At 55.9% G+C, this 20,132-nt stretch carries 17 protein-coding genes and 2 pseudogenes; 8 read left to right on the top strand and 11 right to left on the bottom strand.

Annotated elements, in window-relative coordinates:
• Nucleotides 1–44 precede the first annotated feature (44 nt).
• From RN02_RS03650 to RN02_RS33140, 4 genes are all read left to right on the top strand, one after another.
• The gene (locus RN02_RS03650; protein WP_442965422.1) at nt 45–1,070 is read left to right on the top strand and encodes a methyl-accepting chemotaxis protein; all 1,026 of its coding nucleotides are present in this window, start codon (nt 45–47) and stop codon (nt 1,068–1,070) included.
• A gap of 27 nt (nt 1,071–1,097) precedes the next feature.
• A complete protein-coding gene (locus RN02_RS03645) occupies nt 1,098–1,679 on the top strand; it encodes an antibiotic biosynthesis monooxygenase (RefSeq protein WP_043313069.1) in 582 nt (193 codons plus the stop codon).
• Nucleotides 1,680–1,700: 21 nt separating this feature from the next.
• A complete protein-coding gene (locus RN02_RS03640) occupies nt 1,701–3,089 on the top strand; it encodes an SLC13 family permease (protein ID WP_046617738.1) in 1,389 nt (462 codons plus the stop codon).
• Between the two features lie 116 nt (nt 3,090–3,205).
• Nucleotides 3,206–3,487, top strand: a complete 282-nt coding sequence (locus RN02_RS33140) for a hypothetical protein (protein ID WP_046617739.1) — start codon at nt 3,206–3,208, stop codon at nt 3,485–3,487.
• Between the two features lie 240 nt (nt 3,488–3,727).
• On the opposite strand, the gene RN02_RS03635 is transcribed toward RN02_RS33140, so the two are convergent.
• Nucleotides 3,728–4,015, bottom strand: a complete 288-nt coding sequence (locus RN02_RS03635; protein WP_043313068.1) for a hypothetical protein — start codon at nt 4,013–4,015, stop codon at nt 3,728–3,730.
• Between the two features lie 211 nt (nt 4,016–4,226).
• On the opposite strand from RN02_RS03635, the gene hrpB reads away from it, so the two are divergent.
• Entirely contained in the window at nt 4,227–6,749 is a 2,523-nt protein-coding gene (gene hrpB, locus RN02_RS03630) for an ATP-dependent helicase HrpB (protein WP_043313066.1), read from the top strand.
• Nucleotides 6,750–7,153: 404 nt separating this feature from the next.
• On the opposite strand, the gene RN02_RS03625 is transcribed toward hrpB, so the two are convergent.
• The 5 genes and pseudogenes from RN02_RS03625 to RN02_RS33130 all read right to left on the bottom strand — a co-directional run bounded on the left by RN02_RS03625 (nt 7,154) and on the right by RN02_RS33130 (nt 12,248).
• Nucleotides 7,154–9,274, bottom strand: a complete 2,121-nt coding sequence (locus RN02_RS03625; protein ID WP_236695148.1) for an ATP-dependent DNA helicase — start codon at nt 9,272–9,274, stop codon at nt 7,154–7,156.
• Nucleotides 9,275–9,490: 216 nt separating this feature from the next.
• Complete coding sequence (locus tag RN02_RS03620) at nt 9,491–10,408, bottom strand: IS5 family transposase (RefSeq protein WP_236695150.1); 918 nt, start codon at nt 10,406–10,408, stop codon at nt 9,491–9,493.
• Complete coding sequence (locus RN02_RS34180) at nt 10,329–11,045, bottom strand: hypothetical protein (RefSeq protein WP_236695146.1); 717 nt, start codon at nt 11,043–11,045, stop codon at nt 10,329–10,331. Before RN02_RS34180 ends, RN02_RS03620 begins: the two co-directional genes overlap by 80 nt.
• 51 nt (nt 11,046–11,096) lie before the next feature.
• Nucleotides 11,097–11,327 (bottom strand): annotated as a pseudogene (locus RN02_RS34175) (His-Xaa-Ser system radical SAM maturase HxsB); the annotation flags it as partial.
• A 72-nt stretch (nt 11,328–11,399) separates the two neighbouring features.
• Complete coding sequence (locus RN02_RS33130; protein ID WP_152623720.1) at nt 11,400–12,248, bottom strand: hypothetical protein; 849 nt, start codon at nt 12,246–12,248, stop codon at nt 11,400–11,402.
• A 218-nt stretch (nt 12,249–12,466) separates the two neighbouring features.
• Here RN02_RS33130 and RN02_RS03605 point away from each other — a divergent pair, with 218 nt between their 5' ends.
• Entirely contained in the window at nt 12,467–13,444 is a 978-nt protein-coding gene (locus RN02_RS03605; protein WP_033991331.1) for an IS5 family transposase, read from the top strand.
• Nucleotides 13,445–13,577: 133 nt separating this feature from the next.
• Here RN02_RS03605 and RN02_RS33125 read toward each other — a convergent pair whose 3' ends face one another.
• The 4 genes and pseudogenes from RN02_RS33125 to RN02_RS03595 form a co-directional block, all read right to left on the bottom strand.
• Nucleotides 13,578–14,750, bottom strand: coding sequence for a hypothetical protein (locus RN02_RS33125; protein ID WP_152623719.1), 1,173 nt, complete (start codon nt 14,748–14,750; stop codon nt 13,578–13,580).
• A 369-nt stretch (nt 14,751–15,119) separates the two neighbouring features.
• Nucleotides 15,120–16,052 (bottom strand): annotated as a pseudogene (locus RN02_RS03600) (transposase); the annotation flags it as partial.
• Nucleotides 16,053–16,648: 596 nt separating this feature from the next.
• Nucleotides 16,649–16,831 (bottom strand): hypothetical protein, encoded by a 183-nt coding sequence (locus tag RN02_RS34170; RefSeq protein WP_236695145.1) that lies wholly within the window; start codon nt 16,829–16,831, stop codon nt 16,649–16,651.
• Between the two features lie 85 nt (nt 16,832–16,916).
• The gene (locus RN02_RS03595; RefSeq protein WP_038405156.1) at nt 16,917–18,029 is read right to left on the bottom strand and encodes a hypothetical protein; all 1,113 of its coding nucleotides are present in this window, start codon (nt 18,027–18,029) and stop codon (nt 16,917–16,919) included.
• Nucleotides 18,030–18,387: 358 nt separating this feature from the next.
• Between RN02_RS03595 and RN02_RS03590 the strand changes: the two genes are divergently transcribed.
• Together RN02_RS03590 and RN02_RS33115 are read left to right on the top strand one after the other, a co-directional pair.
• Complete coding sequence (locus RN02_RS03590; RefSeq protein ID WP_010792739.1) at nt 18,388–18,603, top strand: hypothetical protein; 216 nt, start codon at nt 18,388–18,390, stop codon at nt 18,601–18,603.
• An 8-nt stretch (nt 18,604–18,611) separates the two neighbouring features.
• Nucleotides 18,612–18,812 (top strand): hypothetical protein, encoded by a 201-nt coding sequence (locus tag RN02_RS33115; RefSeq protein ID WP_021018457.1) that lies wholly within the window; start codon nt 18,612–18,614, stop codon nt 18,810–18,812.
• A gap of 125 nt (nt 18,813–18,937) precedes the next feature.
• Here the strand turns inward: RN02_RS33115 and RN02_RS03585 are convergent, their stop codons facing one another.
• Nucleotides 18,938–20,113, bottom strand: coding sequence for a phosphoadenosine phosphosulfate reductase domain-containing protein (locus RN02_RS03585; protein WP_010792740.1), 1,176 nt, complete (start codon nt 20,111–20,113; stop codon nt 18,938–18,940).
• Nucleotides 20,114–20,132 lie beyond the last annotated feature (19 nt).

Here is a 20,132-nt window from a genome sequence, read left to right as displayed (position 1 = left end):
GCCCTTTGATAACAACACTCACCTTTCTGGCCGGAAGCGGAGCCATGCTCGCTGCACTATGGGTGCTGAACCGCCCTTTGGAACGTCTGGCCGCACAGGCCAGGGAATTGGTTCACCACCCGATCAAGCAACTGGTTTACACCGGACACCCGGGCCTGATCGGGCAAATCGAGCTGGCTCTGCGCCTGGCGAGGGTCCGACTGGATGTAATGATCACCCGCGTGTCTGACAGCGGCCAGCAAATCGAAGGCTTTGTCATGCGAGCCAACACCCTGCTGCAAAGCGGCACCCAGGCCTCTGTCGAGCAGCAGGCAGCCCTGTCTACCGTTGCAACCTCGGTGGAAGAGTTCAGCGCGACCCTTCAGGAGGTCTCCAGCAACACACAGCAGGCAGCCACGCTCAGCAACAGCAACCGGCAGGCGGGCGATGACGCAACCACCCACGCCAATGCGGCCCAGAAAAGCATTCAGGAGCTGGCGCAGGAGCTGGATCACTCCATGGAAGTGGTGCGCAAACTGGATGACAGCAGCCAGTCCATCGGGCGCATTCTGGATGTGATTGTCGCCATTGCCGAGCAAACCAACCTGCTGGCACTCAACGCGGCCATCGAAGCCGCCCGCGCCGGAGAGAGCGGACGTGGCTTTGCCGTGGTGGCAGACGAGGTAAGGTCGCTGGCCAGGCGCACCCAGCAATCCACGGACGAAATCCAGGACATGATCACCACCTTGCAAGAAGGCTCCCGGGCTGTGGTGGCGTCCATCGAAACCGGAAAACAGCAGTCCAACCAAAGCGTGGAGCAAATGCAGGCCAGCGTGGAGGCCTTGCAAACGGTTGTCTCCGGGCTGAACGACAACGACGGACTGAACCAGCAAATTGCCGCCGCCACCGAGCAGCAAAGCCAGACAGTGCAACAAATCAGCGAGGAAGTGGCGGATATCCACCGGCTGGCCAGCGACACCGCCCAAACGCTGACCGAAACCGTACAGGCTGGCAAGTCCGTGGGGTATCACGTGCTTCGCCAGAAATATCTGGTTCAACACCTGGCGCCTGACACCCGGGCTGCCGGTTAAACCGTTACCAACTCAAGGATGCAAGCGATGACAGCAAACAACCAGGAACACTTTGATCCGTTAACCGTGGTGGTCTCCCGGCGCGTGAAAAAGGGCCAGGAAAGCGAATTTGAAAGGCTGAGCAGCCAGATGACAAAGCGCGCCGCCAGCTTTCCCGGCTACCTGGGCGCCACCATGTTTCGCCCTTCATCCCCGGAAGACCCGGAATACCGCATTGTCTTCAAGTTCCAGGACCGTGACAGCCTCAGAAAATGGGAAGAATCGGAGGAACGAACCGAGCTACTCGAGCAAATCGAGGCACTGCTGGTGCAGCCGAGCGAGCGGGAAACCACGTCCGGCATCGTCACCTGGTTTACCCTGCCCGGCCAGAACCCGGTTCAGCCTCCGCCCAAGTGGAAAATGACCGTTGTCAGCTGGCTGGCTTTGTACCCGGCGGTCACCGTGGTGCTCGCCCTGTTTGGCGACTTGCTGGCGCAAATCCCGCTGCTGATCCGCACCATGCTGGTGACCATGGTGGTGATGGGGCTGATGAGTTATGTGCTGATGCCACGCATGACCAGGTGGTTCTCATTCTGGCTGTTTCCGAGGAAGAACGACAATGTGCGTTAAACGCAGAGAGACCAGAGACTGATGAAAACCTTGCCTTTCAACAGATCTCAATGGATTGCAGCGGCACTCATTCCAGCTCTGGCTCTGGCATTAATGGCCTCGCCCTTGGCCAGCTGGTTTGACCAACAGCAACGACTTTCCGCGCTTCTGATCATGACCGGGCTGGTGCTGTTTGCCACCAGCGCCTTGCCAGAGTTTGTTTCGGCCCTGTTGGTGCTCGCCCTGGCAATGCTGCTGTCGCTGGCACCCGCCGAAGTCGTCTTCTCGGGGCTGACGTCCACCGCCTGCTGGTTGATTGTTTCTGGCCTGGTGATCGGCATTGCCATCACCGAAACCGGGCTCGCTCAGCGAATATCAGACTTCTTCACGCTCTACCTGGATAACAGTTACAACAGGCTGATTGCCGGCATCGTCTTTATTGGCATTCTGCTCGGGTTTGTTATGCCGTCATCGGTGGGCAGAATCGTGCTTTTTATACCGATTGCCCTCGCCATTGCCGCGAACTGCGGCTTTTCCCCGGGCTCCAACGGGCACACCGCGGCTGGCCTGGCGGCAGCTTTTGGCAGTCATGTGCCCACCTTTGCCATCTTGCCGGCCAATATCCCAAACATGATCATGATCGGCTCGGCCGAAAACATTCACGGCTGGAGCCCCATGTTTGGCGAATACCTGTTGCTGCACTTCCCGATTCTTGGACTATTAAAAGCCTTGCTGTTGATTGCCGTCATTCTCTGGCTCTACCCCGACAAACCTGAACGAAGCACCCCGCCGTCTGGGCAGACCAGGCTCGAAGGCCGGGAATGGCGCTTACTGCTTATCATGCTGACAACTTTGGGGTTCTGGCTGACGGACTCCCTGCATGGCATCTCCGCCGCATGGATTGGCCTGGCCGCAGCAACGTTGCTTTTACTGCCTGGTATTGGAATGGTTTCAACCAAAAGCTTCAACCAGAAGGTGAATCTGAGCTCTATTCTGGTGGTTGCCGGGCTGCTGGGTATCGCGGCACTGATTAACTACCAGGACATCAGCGCCATTCTGGGCGGGCATGTGCTTGACTGGTTACCCTTGGAGCCAGGCCAAAACTTCCTCAATTTCATGGCTCTTGCCCTGGCCGCCACAATAACCGGCACCTTAACAACCCTGGCCGGCATTCCCGCAACACTGACGCCCCTGGCCGGGCAAATCAGTGAACTGACCGGATTCAGCCTGGAAGCCGTTATCATGACTCAGGTTCTGGGCTTCTCGACCATTGTCTTCACTTACCAGTCAGTACCTTTAATGATGGCCATGCCACTGGCAGGCATCTCAATACGCCACGCTGCCCGTTTATGCCTGATATTAGCTGGCCTTTCCGTGGTACTGCTCTTTCCGCTGGATTATTTCTGGTGGCATTTACTAAGTTGGATTTAACGGACTTCCCGAAAGGATTCCGGCTGCCCTCCAAGAAGGGCAGCCGACGATGGTATCCAAGCAACATCAAAAAATGGTGCGAGCGGCAAAAATCCTTCTGAACGATGAGGTATGATGTGGATGTCAGCTGGGATGTGAGCGCTGTGCAGGCCAACTTTGACCAGATCTTCCAGCCAGCTACAGGCGGTGCTTCCGATACATCAGTATACTGGGTACCGGCGGGATCCGATGAACAAAAGGTTAGCTTGGAGGTGTATCCGTATCGTGATGGCTCCCAGGTGGAGTATGAGTTCAAGGTGAACTACGAACTGCGAACTGCGAACTGCGAACTGCGAGGTGATGGCACTTCTACGTACCCGGCAAATCAAGTGGCCGGTATCATTCAGAAAATCGAATGACGTCGCCAACGACTAATACAAGCCACAATCACACAAAAGGCCCCTCATTGAAGGGGCTTTTTATTACCCCAGCCAATCGAAGCACCGTCTGTCGGTTCGCATTGGTAAAGACAGCCATCCCCGCCTAACCAGTACAAATTTGTTTTAGCTGAAACGGCAATATTCTTCCAAAAGACTGTTCCAGAAACGGGGCACCCTCATATTTAGATCAAAAAGGAAGCCCCATTTCCAGGCATATACTCAGTTAGCGGCCACTTCCTCGATACGATCAATCAACGCATCGATTTCCGCTTGGGAATAAGTAACGCTGCCATCGCCTTTGGCTTTGTAGCTGTACGGGAACTCATATTCGACCATGGAACCGTCCCGGTAGGCGAAGATGTCAACATCTAGCTCAACCGCTCTCCCGTCAGCCTTCAGCAGGTATTTTCCTGAGTTTCCACTGTTTTTCAGTAGGCGTTCAAAGTTGCCTTCAACCGCTTCCGGCTTCCACTGCGACTCTACTTCACCGGAAACCTTTTTGGTCATTGTGTCGCGAAAGCTCCCGGACTCTTCCGTAAGTGGGTGGACAAGATTGGTTTCAAAGAAAGCGATGTTCGTGAGGCAATTTCTTTGGCAAAAGCTGAGGGCTAGGCATACCAGCCAACCGGGGCGAGCGCGACTGGGCTCCATCCCGGCTGGCCTTCGATAAGCGTTGATTGGTTCGACGTTATACTGCCCGGTCTGCCCGGGAGTCCCCATGAATCCGTTACCCATCGATGCCGTCCTGCCTGACCTCAAGGCCGCCCTGCAAGCCCGCCACGAAGCTGTGCTGGAGGCGCCGCCCGGTGCCGGCAAGACCACTCGCGTACCGCTGGCGCTGCTGGACGAGCCCTGGCTGGCGGGACAGGGCATCCTGATGCTGGAACCCCGCCGCCTGGCCGCCCGCGCCGCCGCCGAGCGCCTGGCCAGCGAACTAGGCGAGGCGGTGGGCGAGACCGTCGGCTACCGCATCCGCCTGGAGTCCAGGGTCGGTCCGCGCACCCGCATCGAGGTGGTGACCGAGGGCATCCTCGCCCGTCGCCTGCAGGAAGACCCGGCGCTGGAAGGCGTCGGCCTGGTGATCTTCGACGAATACCACGAGCGCAGCCTCGACGCCGACCTGGCCCTGGCGCTCTGCCTGAACGGTCGCGCCCTGCTGCGTGACGAGCCGCCGCTGAAGGTGCTGCTGATGTCCGCCACCCTGGAAGGCGAGCGCCTGTCGCGCCTGCTGGACGAGGCGCCTGTGGTGCGCAGCGAGGGCCGCATGTTCCCGGTCGAGCAGCGCTGGGGACGGCCGAGCCAGCCGGGCGAGGCGCTGGAGCCGAAGGTGGTGCAGACCGTGCTGCAGGCCCTGGCCGACGAGCTCGGCAGCCTGCTGGTGTTCCTGCCTGGGCAGGCGGAGATCCGTCGCGTCGCCGAACAACTGGCCGAGCGCCTGGATGATCGCCCCGAGATCCTGCTCTGTCCGCTGCACGGCGAGCTGGACCTGGCGGCCCAGCGCGCGGCCATCGAGCCGGCGCCCGCGGGTAAGCGCAAGGTGGTGCTGGCCACCAACATCGCCGAAACCAGTCTGACCATCGACGGCGTCCGCGTGGTGGTGGACGCGGGCCTGGAGCGGGTGCCGCGCTTCGACCCGGCCAGCGGCATGACCCGCCTGGACACCCAGCGCATCTCCCGTGCCTCCGCGACCCAGCGCGCCGGCCGGGCCGGACGCCTGCAGCCGGGCGCCTGCTATCGGCTCTGGTCCGAGGCCCAGCATGAACAGCTGGTCGCCCATGGCAGCGCGGAAATCCTCCAGGCCGACCTCGCCGGCCTGGCCCTGCAGCTGGCGCGCTGGGGTGTCGGCGATCCCAATGAACTGGCCTGGCTCGACCCGCCGCCAGCCGCTGCCTATGCCCAGGGCCGCGACCTGCTGCGACGCCTCGGTGCCCTGGCCGCGGACGGTAGCCTGACCCGCCATGGCCAGGCCATGGCCGAGCTGCCGGCCCACCCGCGCATTGCCCACCTGTTGCTGCGTGGCCAGGCCTTGGGGCTCGGCACCCTGGCCTGCGACCTCGCGGCGCTGCTGGGCGAGTGCGACATCCTGCGGGGCGGTGGCGCCGACCTGCACAGTCGCCTGGCCCTGCTGGCCGGTGGCGACCGGGCCGCTCGCGGCGCCCGTAGCGGCGTACAGCGCGCCCGCCAGCTGGCGCGGCAATTCCGCGTCTACCTGCGGGGCGCGCCCAGCGAGCCAGTGGCCGACCCCGATCACCCGCGCTGGCTCGGTTGCTTGCTGGCCTTCGCCTACCCGGACCGCATCGCCCAGCAACGCCGCGCGGGCGGAGCCGATTACCGCCTGGCCAACGGCCGCGCGGCCATCTTCGGCGAGCCAGATGCCCTGATGAAGGAAGCGTGGCTGGTGATCGCCGACCTCGGCAGTCGCCAGGGCCAGCGCGAGGAACGCATCTACCTGGCCGCCGACCTCGACCCCGCGCTGTTCGATGGCCCCCTGGCCGAGCAGGTGAGCCGCCAGGACCTGCTGGACTGGGACGAGCGCGAAGGCGTGCTGCGTGCCGAACGGCAGATCAAGGTAGGTGAGTTGGTTCTGGCGCGCGAAGCCCTGGCCCAGTTGGACGACGAGGCCCGCGCGCGGGCGCTGCTGGGCCTGGTGCGGCGCAGGGGCCTGGAGCTGCTGCCGTGGAACCCCGAGCTGCGCCAGTGGCAGGCGAGGGTGGCGTTGCTACGCCGCCTCGACCTCGCCGCCAAGGGCGAGAGCGAATGGCCGGATCTGTCCGACGGCGCCCTGCTGGCCAGCCTGGAAGACTGGCTGCAGCCCTGGCTGGGCAAGGTCAGTCGGCTCAGCCACTTCGCCAACCTGGACCTGGCCGGCATCCTCCAGAGCCTGTTGCCCTGGCCGCTGCCCCAGCGCCTCGACGAACTCGCGCCGCGCACTTTGGAGGTGCCCTCGGGCTCACGCATTCGCCTGGACTACAGCGACGAGATGCCGGTGCTCGCTGTGCGCCTGCAGGAACTGTTCGGCCTCGCCGACACGCCGCGCATCGCCGGTGGTCGCCAGATTGTGCTGCTGCACCTCCTGTCGCCTGCACGACGACCTGTGCAGGTAACTCAGGACCTAGCGAGCTTCTGGGCCAATACCTACGTTGAGGTGAAGAAAGACCTGAAAGGCAGATACCCTAAACACTGGTGGCCTGAAGACCCTATGGAAGCGGAACCGACAGCGAGAGCCAAACCACGCTCATAGGCTAGGCCGTATCGCGATTTGCTAGGTCTAGGCTGGAACGCCCGCCAGAGCAGGGGTAGTCCAGGCTGAATTACCCCTGCTTTTGTAGACATTCGGTGACCGCTTTTGGCCGAGACTGTGTAAAAACGTTTTCAAGTGCGGCAGGTACTCAAACACAAGCTAGAAATCGTGCATCTGGGAGAAATCCACATTTGCTGACGTGCCGATAAACTCCAGATTTCACGTAGACGCGAGTACTTCAATTTTGACGAAGCGTTTTTACACACTCTGGGCCAGAAGCAGACATTGACCACCGATGGCTCCTCACCGGCAGCAGACATCGAAGACTTTAGCCTACGGGCATACCTGAACTCTTTCCAAAGAATTTGGCATCAGCCTTAGCTTCTTGTGCTTGCTCTGGCAGCTCATTTGCGTACTGGTGTAAGGCCGCGACGGGCAGCGAGAATAGCAATATCCTTTGTGTTCGCGCTGAGGCTAATACGCGCTAGAACATTTTGCTGTGTTTCGGGGGTCCAAAATATCCGCAGTCGCTCACGTGCTCGGGTAATTGCTGTGTAAAAGATGCTGTGGGTAATGTCGTCTTCGTTGGCGTCGGTGATGACGATTTTGACGGAATCGTATTCAAGACCCTGCGCCTTGTGGATTGACACAGCATAAGCAACTTGGAATGGTACGGTGGTGTTCAGGGAATCGTCGTCCTCGTCGCTAGCATTGGAGTCGTAGACAGAGAAGCGCACGGTCGAGCCCTGTATCCACTCAAGTTCGTCATTATCTACGTCGAACTCGCTAAGTGGTCGATCAAGCTCTATGTCGAACTGGATTCGGCCACGAACACTATCGATACCAACGATGCGCCCCTTGAGGTTGTTGTAGATCACTGGCCGGAACCGTTCGGTCTCGTGAAAGAGAACTGGGTCTCCAATCTTGTAGGTCGAGACACGCCAAGTGGTTGCTGCTCCAGGGTTGCTGGTCTGCAGAAATCGGTTGATGTTGTTGATCCCGTAGAGGCCATCGTAGTTCAGGCACAGGATGATCTCGTCCAACCCCTGAGGCTCGAATAGCGTCTTATCGAGCACACTGCAGTACCCATTGCGAGCCATGACCTCGGTGAGGTCATCTTCAATAGCGCGAAATTTGTTCCAGAAGCCTAACAGTGAGTCGTTCTTGGTTCTGAAGGGGGTTGTCAGCTCGAACACCGATGTGCTTGGAATAAATGACCTGATGATCTCGAACCAGTTGCCGAACTGGATCGACTCTATCTGGTAGACATCTCCGACCAACACTAGCAACCTGAAAGAAGTTTTCTCCAGTACCTTGATAAGATCTGCATTACTGACGGTGCTGCATTCGTCTATTACGAGAAGGTCGTATTCAGTGGCGGAGGCCCTCTTACCAATTTGACTGCTGATTGTCCGGAACTCGGCGTTTTGCGCGGTCACCTTGCGTTTTAGGTTGTCGATCGCTGGATTTGTATGCGCGAGGAAGAGCTTTTCCTTATCGTTGAAATAGTGAGCTATGTGGTCAACCATCGTTGATTTACCAGTGCCAGCTGCCCCGTAAATCAGTGCGACGCGCGACTGGCTGAACAACTGCTTGAGAGCGTTCTTCTTTATCGGGTCGTCGATGCTACGAGGTGTTACATTGAGCCAGCGCTCGACGGCCTGAGTGAAGCCTTCGATCCTCGTCGAGGCGTATCCCTGAAGCTGCTCAACGATGAAGACAGTTTCGTTCTCGTACCCACGGACAAAAACGTGCCCCCTACCAAGCAGGAGCTGGCGCTCCGTATGCTTATGGTAGAGCTTCGTGTTGTAGGTCGAGATTAATCCATCGACATCTCCGAAACCCTCAAGGTCTGCCACGGGCGTGTAAAGGCTTCCATGACGTTCCACGTTGTTCTTCACGCGTCGAGCGAGCAGTTCGTGGACTCTTCCAGTCGTGTCAAGGCTCTCGACGAGGTCCCAGTACCGAGGATTGTGAGAGGACAACGAGGTACAAAACGGCATGGTGTCAAATGGAATGCAGCCGTACGGAAGCCTCAATCCAGAAAGAAGGCGGCAGCTGTCTCGGTTGTACTGCGACTTGAGTATCTGATTCTGCATCCGCAGCATGAGATATCGAACGACGTTGTGGCCAGGTGCCGACGACCTTACTATGCGACGCGCTGTATCCAGTACAGGGAAGATCAGCGGCAGCGCATTGCCAGCTATAGCGTCCGCTCGCACCCTGGCGTACTTCTCATCGGAGAGATCAAGAAGATCCAGCAGGCTTCCTGAACCAACGGTTAGCCTGTCCATCAGGTAACGATACTCCGTCGAGGACGCACGCACTTTAGTAGCGAAGCCGAAAAGGCGCGCGAAATTGTCAAACTCACACGGGCGAATTGAAACTTCCCACTCACTGATGATCGTTATCGGCATTGTTTGACCGAGCACCTCGATCGAATCCCGCCGGAGCATCAGCATTGCCGCGTACTTATCGGTCATATCGATATCAGTGAAGGCAATGATGCGGTCGAACTTGCTCACCTTGTTTACAGCGCGATAGAGGGTTGCCTCGTAGTAAATCCGGCCGAAGATGAAAAACGGACGTGTTTTATGGATGGTCTGAAGTAGCCATGTATTTCCCCGGCATACCACCTAGCGCAACTTTTAAACTCGCCAAATGATCAAAAAACAATCAATTCGACGAGTATTTCTTACGTTTTCGCCACCCGGACCCCACTCCGGTGGCCATTTCCCGCATTACAGGCGCACCTCTCCTGCATTCGTCAGTAAATGTCGGCGCGCCATCCACAGGTTCGACAGAGCGAACAGTGTCACCAGTTGCGCCGTGTTTTTGGCCAAGCCGCGAAAGCGCACCTTGGTGTAACCGAACTGGCGCTTGATTACCCGGAACGGATGCTCGACCTTGGCGCGCACCTGAGCCTTGGCCTTTTCAATCTTGCGCTTGGCTTTGTACAGCACGCTGCGCTTATCGAGTTTTTTGTAGGTGCTGCGGCGTGCCGCCACCTGCCAGATAACTTCACGTCCTTCATGCTCGGGCCGCTTTTCGACACCGGTGTAGCCTGCATCGGCGCAGACCACGTTTTCGTCGCCATGCAGCAATTTGTCCACCTGGGTGACATCCGCCACATTGGCCGCCGTGCCCACTACGCTGTGCACCAGACCCGATTCGTCATCGGCGCCGATGTGGGCCTTCATGCCGAAATAATACTGGTTTCCCTTCTTGGTCTGGTGCATTTCCGGGTCGCGCTTGCCGTCCTTGTTCTTGGTCGAACTGGGCGCATTGATCAGCGTTGCATCGACGATGGTGCCCTGGCGCAGCGACAGGCCGCGGTCGCCCAGATAGCCATTGATGACAGCGAGGATGCCGGCCGCCAGCTCGTGTTTCTCCAGCAAGCGGCGGAAGTTGAGAATGGTGGTTTCGTCGGGGATGCGCTCCAGGTTCAGCCCGGCAAACTGGCGCAGGATCGTGGTTTCGTACAGCGCTTCCTCCATCGCTGGATCGCTGTAGCCGAACCAGTTCTGCAGCAGATGCACACGCAGCATCGCCATCAACGGGTAGGCCGGACGGCCACCTTCACCCTTCGGATAATGTGGCTCGATCAAAGCAATCAAGCCCTTCCACGGCACCACCCGATCCATCTCGATCAGGAACAACTCCTTGCGGGTTTGCTTGCGCTTGCCAGCGTACTCGGCGTCGGCGAAGGTCATCTGCTTCATCGGGAAACTCGGTGGGTGGGGTCGCGGTATTTTGCCAAATCAGAAAGTCTTTTTCAGAGTTTCCTTTATGGATGTAGTATCGATCCCGAGGGCTGTCGGATGGGGGTAACCGAGCCAGATCAATCCGTGTAGCGATCTTCTCATGGTACTCACGAAGAGATGGATCGAGGTCGACCGGAAAATCCTCAAGGTTTCTCAGCACGGCCAACCCACAGCGATCTTGAAGCAAGCTACGGATGCGGCAAAGGTACTCGTAGTACTTGAGCATCAGCCGCTCGGATGCGTCCCCGTCCAGCGTGTAGTGAGAAGCACTTTGCTGGATCAGCTTGTGAAACCTGCCGAGGAAATTGAGCTTTCCATTGCTCTTAACGAAAGCTAGCCCTGGATCAACCGCGGAGTAATCAAATTCGGCATCAGGCGAGCCTGTATGGAGACGAACTGCTACACCCTCGACTAGATTCCGGAGCTGAGCAAGCACGTTCTGCGAGAGCAGTGCACGCTGGTCAGCGAGCGATTCGATATTTCGGCAAATCGCCTCGTCCGCGCTCTGAATTTGCTTGGTGACCGTAGCCATATGCTCTTAGCTCCTTCTTAGAACGCCGGCAGTTTAGGTAGCTCCCTGCCTCTCGGACAAGTACGCTCCCTGCTGGTTGATTTCGATCAGGTAGGCCAGCGCGACCTTGTAGAAATCGATGTATCCAGACATCGAGTAGTCCAGGCGCTGACTGGATTTCTTGGCGAATCCATAGGGGCTCAACGGGCGTAGTGCAATGCTGTTGAGGCCCTGCTGCACGTACTCGTCAATGATCGCATGGGGGTACTGCAGGCTTCTGGCCGTCAGGGTTGTCAGCGCAGATGCTTATAGACTCCCTTCTATTCACAGCTTAGATTTTGCTTAAAAGCAAGCAATACATCTCTTCGCTAGAGGTCAGTTCGATTTTTTCTTATCTATCTTAGGGCGCATATCTACCGCAACGCTGTAAATTGTATGAGTATTAATTGTTTGAAGCTTTTTAAACCCCATCCCAAAGTCCCTCATGCGACCATCGAGGACGACCAGATAGCCAAGATTAGTATTCCTATTATTTTGGTAGTGAATAATTTGACCCTCACCCGAAATTGCATATGTGGAAGTATATCCGCCGCCGCACATTTTAAGCTCGACAACCACCCTGAGTCCACCAGGCAATATTGCATATAAATCAATGAATCCCGCACCCGCTCTAGGTTCTTGAAGAATTTCCATCTCGCCTTTTCCGAATTTTCCATTGAGAAAGGTAATCAGCATTTGCTTGGCTAGTTCCTCAGGCTTACTAACCCACTTGTAGTCTTTGCTTTCTTTATCTTGATACCAGAAGTGCATCCTTGAGTCTGAACTAATAGAGGCTGCGAACTCCTCTAGGGCAGTATAGAAAACATCGGCACTGACTGGCTTTTCCTTGGCGATATTGTGGTCAGTGAAATTAGCCAGCTCATGGCTACTTAAGTTATTTAGGCACTTGGAAATGTATACTTCTCTTTGCTTAATACCTGCATCAGACTTAATAAGATACCTGAGCGCCAGAGTATAATTTCCGCTTTCACACAAAGCCTTGCCATACGCAAAGCAAATATTAGGGAGCTCGCCGACCATCTCAATTCGATCCCGCAAAAGGCTCTCTGCCTCCACCCATAGATTGGCATCAAATAGCATTGCAAGACAGTTTTGCGCTGCAGGGCTTGAGAACTGATTATAGGATAATGACATCTTATAATTAGCAAGGGCCTCGGAAATCATTCCTTCCTTTCGGTATCTTTCTGCGATAGCAAAATAGACAATCTCAAGCAGTCGCTTATCGCCGTATTTGTCTTTCTCGAGAATTAACCTGGCCCTATCCAAGCTTTCTAATGCCTCTTCAGTGCTTAGGGAGACGCTGCATAAATAGCCAACCGCTCAGAGCCTTGGCACACTGACCCCCTCAATCAGCCCCCTCTTCGTGAGCCTCGTTACGCGCTATGCAGAAGACCTTCTCCGAACTCGAATACACCGGCAAGAAAAAGCAAACCCGACGAGATCGCTTCCTGGCGGATATCGAGCAGTTGGTGCCCTGGGCACAGCTGGAAGCTCAAGTGGCGCCGTTCTACCGCGACACCACCGGCAAGCGCGGACGCCCCTCGATTGGGTTGTCGCGCATGCTGCGCATGTATGTCGTGCAGCAGTGTTTCGGTTTCTCCGATGAAGGCACCGAAGATGCCATCTACGACAGCCAGGCCATTCGTGGCTTCATGGGCATCGACCTGGGCCGGGAGTCGGCACCGGATGCCACTACCTTGTTGCGCTTTCGCCGCTTGCTGGAAACCCATCAGCTGACGCGGGTGTTGTTTGAAACGATCAACCAGCATCTGGCCAGTCGGGGTCTGCTGCTCAAGGAAGGCACCATCGTCGATGCCACCCTGATCGCCGCACCGCCCTCGGTCAAGAACCGAGAAGGTAAGCGCGATCCTGAGATGCATCAGGCTAAAAAAGGCAATCAGTGGCACTTCGGGATGAAGGCCCACATTGGCGTCGACGCCACGTCGGGGCTGGTGCACAGCCTGGTGGGGACCGCGGCTAACGTGGCCGATGTCACCCAGGTCGACAAGCTGCTGCACGGTGCCGAAACCTATGTCTCGGGAGATGCTGGATACACCGGTGCGGCCAAGCGAGCGGAGTATGCTGAACGGGACGTTATCTGGTCGATTGCAGCACGGCCAAGCAGCTACCAGCATCACGGCAAAGACAGCGTGCTGTTCCGGGTCAAGCGCAAGATCGAATACGCCAAGGCGCAACTGCGTGCCAAGGTAGAGCATCCGTTCCAAGTGATCAAAGTGCGCTTCAACCATCGCAAAGTCCGTTACCGTGGACTGGAAAAGAATACGGCGCAGTTATTCAGTCTGTTCGGGTTGGCCAATCTGATGCTGGCAAAGCGGTACTTGCAACGGGTGGCGGGATAAATCCGTCTGAAAGGCGGGGTTTACCCGCTAATCAGTAAAACAGGGCCTGAAATCGGCCCATAAACGCAAAATAAGACCGTCAGGTTGAAAAAATCGGTTGGAAAATGGAATGCGGACTGAAGAGGTAAATTGTTCAGCGTCTCCTTAGGTCGGCTGTGCACGATTGGTAAAGCAGTGCGGCAGAAAGAATTGACTCATCTTGAAACGCAATAATCTCAGAGAATAACTCTTCATTGATGGCGCCATTGCTCGTCATGGCATCACTGAGTCGCATCCGCAAATCGAACTCTGGATCATCAATTAGGCTGGAGATACATTGCGCCTCTTCTTTGTAATTTTCTGCGGTTTCATGATCGCCTATCTCTTCAGCAATTATGCTGGCAAGGGAGAAATTGGCATGAAGGTCTATCTCATTACCTATTAAACCTTTGCGCAGTTCAATTGATTTAATTGCATAGCTCATAGCTTCCTGAGGCTGACCGATACGGTGTAGATACTGTGCTTTTTTATAATTTAAGGAGCCGATAAGGTCGCGATCCAGTAGCTTTTCTGAGTTATAAAGATCAATGCAGCGATCAATCAACCCCAAGGATCTTTCAGGACTACTATTATTCTCCATTGATTCCGATAGAACCAAGAAATTAACAATTGCTTGTTGGCGATCGCCACTCTCCAAGTGCTTGTCGGCGGCTTTCTCAGTGAAAGAAATCCGGTCTTTTTCATTATCAGAAATTAAGGATAGTCCTTGATAGGCCCACGCAATGGTTCCAGGATCTGCATCGGGAAACTCAATAACCTTTCTATATAGAACGGACGCTTTGTTGCGAAGATTTTCTTGAGCGGCAACATTTGCTTTTTCAAGAAAAAGATTTTGAATAAATATAGGATCAAGTTCGTCGCGAAACTCATTTAGTAATGAGTCCAAGTCATTTTGAGTCAAATGCCGCTTGCCAATATGAGCAGAATATGCGACTCGAAATGACAAATACTCCTTGCGCTGCTCTTTTTCTAGCTTTGATGCATCTAGCTTTAGTAGGGCAATGAGGATATCTGTGCTTTTAGAGAACTGAAAAAGGCTTTGATTTTTTTCGAAAACCTCATAAGCTTCAGCGCACTCACCACTTGAAACCTTTTCTTCAAATTCTTTGATCCATGCGCTAGAAATATCTGAAAATGTCCGAGATAGAGAATTTATAATTCTTCTACTTATATCTTTGTCACTGTCCGTGATCGCATCGGAGCTGCCGACAAAGCGATTACTTTCCAAGTCAAACTCTAGCGTTACTAGTGTCTTTTTCTCGCTCATGATGCGACCTATAAATTTATTGTAATGCTAACGCGATGACGGTTCGTAGGTGTCTCCAATCTAGTGATCTTCTCACCTAATAGGGGCGGTGCACAAATAACTTTGTGCCTTGGTTTCCACCTTTGAGCAGCGTGCTCAGGATTTCAGGCTGTTCGAGCTGGAGCTTCACAACTTCTGTGAGAGCAGCGTTGGCATACGCCTTGGTGCACAATGTTGGCTCGTTAAACGTAGAAGCAGAAATTAAAACAAGCAGTAGCATATAAGCGTTCGAGCTGTTCATCCATGAGAGGCAACCCCATACAGGCATTTTGAAATCATGTGATCATAAACCTGAGTCTCAAGCAGCTCCAAGGCTGCCTCACTCACTTTCCAGTGGAAGTCGTTACTGGAGAGGCTGTCGTCCTTGCGCTCGGTCTTATCCCACACCGGTACGTGCGGCTCGATGCCCTTCTCTTCGACCATCCAGGCCAGCATCGGGGCAGTGCCATAAGCGGTATCGCCAATGAGGCGCTCTGGCGTGAGGTCGAACTGCTCCTCTACACGCGCGACCATCGTCCTGGTCGAATCAACTTCGGCGGTACGGTGCGCCGGGGTAGCTTCCACATCCATGATCACGCCGTGCTCAGTGTCGATCAGGTAATTCGTGGAGTAGGCAAAGTAAGCCGGGCCGCCTGGCGCTGCTGTCCAACGGGACTGCGGATCGGTGAGCGAAATTTTCTTGGGAAGAGCTTCAGCCAGCGCCTCGTCATCAAGGGCTTCGAGATACTCGCGCACGGCGCGACTGTTGAGCGCTGGATCACGCCAATCGACTTCATCTCCTGCCGCCCCACGTTGCCGGCTGGCATCCGCCTTGATGATGCTGGCGTCGACGGCGAAACCTTCACCCTTGACCAGGCCGGCCGCCATGCAGCGCCGCAGCACTTCATTGAACAACCAGCGGAACAGATCGCTGTCACGGAAACGGCCGTGGCGATTCTTCGAGAAGGTCGAGTGATTGGGGACTTCGTCTTCCAGCCCCAGCCGGCAGAACCAGCGATAGGCCAAGTTTAGATGCACCTCTTCGCACAATCGCCGCTCGGAACGGATGCCATAGCAGTAGCCGACGACCAGCATGCGCACCATCAATTCCGGATCAATCGAGGGGCGCCCGATGGGGCTATAGAAATCCGCCAGGTAGGCGCGCAGGTCACTGAGATCCAGGCACTGGTCGATGCTGCGCAGGAGGTGCTAGGCCGGGACGTGATCCTCCAGATTGAACGAGTAGAACAGACGCTGCTGCCCTCCCGGTAACTGTCCCATCATGCTGTTCGCCCCCGCGCTCGCTGACAGAGCAATTCTGCCGACGGCATGGGGAAGCAGCCACTTTTTCAACAGAATCGGCCGTTTTCTGACGGTTCCCATCGGCAGCCTTGGGCCGACTCTTTTGAAATACTTCCTCTGCAAGTTCTGCCGGTGAAAGTGGGTGGCGTTGTTGAAATCTGACCCAGACCTGACACCGATTTTCTCCAGATTGTGCGGAGCATCGCCTCAATTAAATGTTTCCGCGGCTTTGTGTGAGCAAATCGAGACGGTACTGACTGTTTTCAACAGTATCGGTCGATCCCTGAATGTCGCTTCTCTGTAGCCGGCTGGTTCGCTGCTTTCTCGACTCGGTGTCGTACGGGTTTTGTTCGCCGGTCTTCTGCTGCTTGCGAGCAACTTACAAATTGCTCGCTCAGGTTCGGCGTTCATCTCGTGCGTCAATGCAACAACTAAGAGAGGCTGCAGTAGTTGGGGCGCAAGAAGTTGAAGTAGGTCTTGGGTTTCAGCGAGGGAGAGCCCGGGCGGCTTTGGCAGATTGACAAATGGGCCGCCTGCGAGGCCAAGAGCCTGTCAATGCCACCTGATTTAACGGCTGACTATGTCAATCTTCTTGCGTTGGATTGACTGTCAATGCAGAGGCCCTTGTGCTGGCTGCCAAGTGCCGCAGATTCTGGTTGTGGTGCTGTCAATCTTGGTGTCTTGAAGCTGATACCTGATACGATATGGGAGAGGTAGCAGGTGCTGTTGGAGAAGAAGGTTAGGGTGTTCAGTTTGCTCATGGCTTTTCCCCGAGGTGTTGTTTGCGATGGGGAAATTTTCAGCTTGGTTGGTGTGTGCCAGAACCATCCGCGAAAAATAATCCAATCAAAGCCGGGCAGCCAGTCGTAGCCTTTTCCCTTGGCAGAGCTGAATAAAGCTACCGATCATGGACGAGGCGCCATCCACCTCAACGTCGAATCCAGCCCGAAGATCAGTCCCGGATTTGCCGTACCGGAACCCAACAGTCCTGGCTCGCGAAATTGCCATCAATTGCTCTGCGGAAGGTTCTGTTGTGAATGTCAGGAATCCGTTCCGGAGCTCAGGATTCAATTCGGCCAAGGCTTGGCCGGTCGGAGCCCCATCGACAGTGAGTGTGATGGTATCCATTCTCCGGAGCAGCGAAGGGGAGTACCAGGACTTGAAAAGGGCAGCTAGTTCGACACTGGCATCTTGACTGCAGGCCAAGGCGATCTTACCTGTACCCTGCACCTTCTCCTGAGTCCCCACCAGTACGATGGCTCCCTGGACCTCTTCGATACCCCACCGCGCCGGCAGTTCACCCGCATTGATCAGGCCCAGGTCATAAGCCTCCTGCGGAGTCAGATACCGCATGCTCTCACTACCAGCCGAGACCATACGGTCCATTAGACTCAGGCTAACTCCCATTGCGCTGAGGTGAGTTGCGATCAGTGTCGACGCGACCTGCGCCAATGACAGGTCGTTTGCTTGCTGCCCGGCAGCCCGATAGAAACGGTGTACGCCCATCTTCGAATCCTCATCCAGGAAGCGAAAGCGCCCCCCAGCGAATGCAAATGGGCAACCGCTCTCACAGCGACCAGGTTGTGGAGTGCCCGCAGAGCCTCGTCGGCCTACTCTCGTTGAAAAGCCTCGTTCTCGAATGAGTTGGCCGAGTTCAATTGCGGCAACCAGGTCCCCGCCGAGCGAGTTGAAGTAGACCATTCCCAGGCCTGCCCCATTGAGATTGCCGACGCGCTTGAATGCTTCCACCGTTGGCTGATGGATATAGCCGTCGATGTAGATTTCAGGGAATCCGCCATCCTCAGACGGTTTGAGGAACGTCACTGCTGCAGGCTGAAGGCGCGGATCGTCCGCCGGCACCGGAGCGGGGGAGGCAGCCAAGTTGATGGAGATGCCGGCTAGAAGAATGGCGATGATGCTTTTCATGTTGTGGCCGTAGTAATTGATCGCATTCAGCATGCGTGCTTACGGCCAGTGCCAGAAGCGTAGCGATCCTGCCATTCAATACCCGGAAGCCCAAACCAAAGCCGCAGTCTGGAATCCATACCCTAGTTACCGTTGCCGACTGACATTCGGGTAGGAGTTGTCGGTGTCTGGAGCCTTGTTATGAGGTTGCATTCCCTATCGCTGTGAGATGATCGGTACATGGAGTGGGGACTGGGCGAACTGCCGTTATCCTGGCTCCCAGTTACTGAGGAAACCGCCGACTACTGACCCTCCAAGTCGCTGCCGAGCATGTTCAGCGAAATGCCTGGAGCGAGGCTTCTGGCAGATCAAGGTGGCACTCTCGGCGATCTCATCACATAGGAAAAAGCCAATGAGCATCGAGCGTGAAGAATTAGATGGTTTTGAGGTCGCTTACAGCGTACAGGTCGACAACAGTCGGATGCTTGAATTGTTAGTTGACGAGATTGAAACAGGTGACTGCTTCTGGCAGATCACGAATTCCTGCGGACAGATTCTGGACCGCTCCGATCGTTATGAGGATCAGGCGCACTGCCTCCGTGACGGTCTGAACAAATCGTTGGCATAGGAAAGCTCATGAGCACAAAAGAACCCGGATCTCTGGAAACCGAGGCATCACAGGCCGCGAAGGAATTGAGTTCAGTGTTGGCAATTGGTGGAGCTCTCACCATCGGCGATTTACCGATAATTCGCCGTCGATTGGATGAGGTCATCCAGGCAACGAATGCTGCCATTCAAGCGTGCGAACAGCATCAATCCGGCCAAACCGTAGAGTAGAAATTTTGACAGCCCAGCCTGGCCCCATCGAAAGTCGATGTAAGAGGATCTACCGAATGCCTGAACAAGCCAGCGGTTAGGCTGACTTTCGAATGCCAGTGGCCGTTGAGATAGGGAGCCTGGCCTCAGAAGGGCCAGGCGTGTTCTTGTGCATCGATCTGCTGAACAGGAATCAGCAGGCCTGAGGCTTGCTGTTCGAAAGTAGGGGAGAGGCCCTTACCCTTCGCCGCGGCCTTGGCCATAAGCTCCTCGTACCGGACGATGATGCTTTGTGCATCTCGATAGTTGATGGCCAAGCCAAGTTCATCGGCAACAGTGCATCGCACCTCGGCAAGCAGTTCGGCCTCCCCGTGGGTAGGTACCGCAACAGGCCATCCCTTCACATACAGCAAGTGCTTCGGAAGGCGAGCCTCCGCATTTTGGCGGGTGATGGCCTTACGCTTTGCATCCTCCAGAGCCTGGCGCATGTCTAGCGTCAAGAGATCAGGCCTCACGTCTCCCAGCCATTTACCGGATTGGAACGAGAAGGTGGATGCGATTTCGAGCCCGACCATTTCCCTGTAAATGTCGTGGTTCCCTTCATACCCAGTCGACGACTTCAGGTCCCCTGCCGAAGCAAGCACGCAAAATGCGCAACTAATCCTGGTCATGTTGTAGGTGGTGTAGCCGACGTGCCTGGCCAGTCCGTATGACTCGATGAAGTCGATCACCTCGTCCCGCTTCATATCGATGATCGCGTTCCAGGTCGCCCCCTCCTTACCCCGGGTGACCAGCGTGCTATCCGGCTTGCTTACGGGTTGCTTTGCCCGGTTCGCGCTTTCTTCGCGTCGCACACCCACCACGTTGATTACGTCCTGGCCGGGAAATCGTTTCTTGAGGGCGCTCGCAATCGGTTTTGCTTTCTTTTCGGAAGTGCAAAAACGCATCGAGGCAGTAGACCAGGGCAGGATCATCTGAACGCACTCGAGGTCGATGTAGCGCCTCACGTTGTTATCAAAGCGCGTCAACCAGCGATCCATCATGTCGCCGCTGCCGGTACGCACGACCAGAAGCTCCCATCCCAGGAACTCTGCCATCTCCTGGCACTTCGGAAGGCTCTGATCCCATTCAACACGGCCTAAGTCCGCATGCACGGCAATGCGGGGGCCGGTATGGCCGATCGAATTGAGATGTTCGTGTACGGCCAGTTGGCAAGCCTGACTGTCTTGGCCACCGCTGACTCCGACAGCAACTGCAGCATTCGCTGCCAGCAATCTGTCGATGTCAGGGGTGGTGCTGATGAAGCGGCGCAGGAAGGACATTTCGTTGATCCTGTGATGA

Origin of the sequence: Pseudomonas sp. PI1, assembly GCF_000812405.1 — a bacterium.
Taxonomy (GTDB): domain Bacteria; phylum Pseudomonadota; class Gammaproteobacteria; order Pseudomonadales; family Pseudomonadaceae; genus Pseudomonas; species Pseudomonas citronellolis.
The sequence above is the reverse complement of the archived record's forward strand: the minus strand, read 5'-3'. Positions and strand labels throughout refer to the sequence as shown.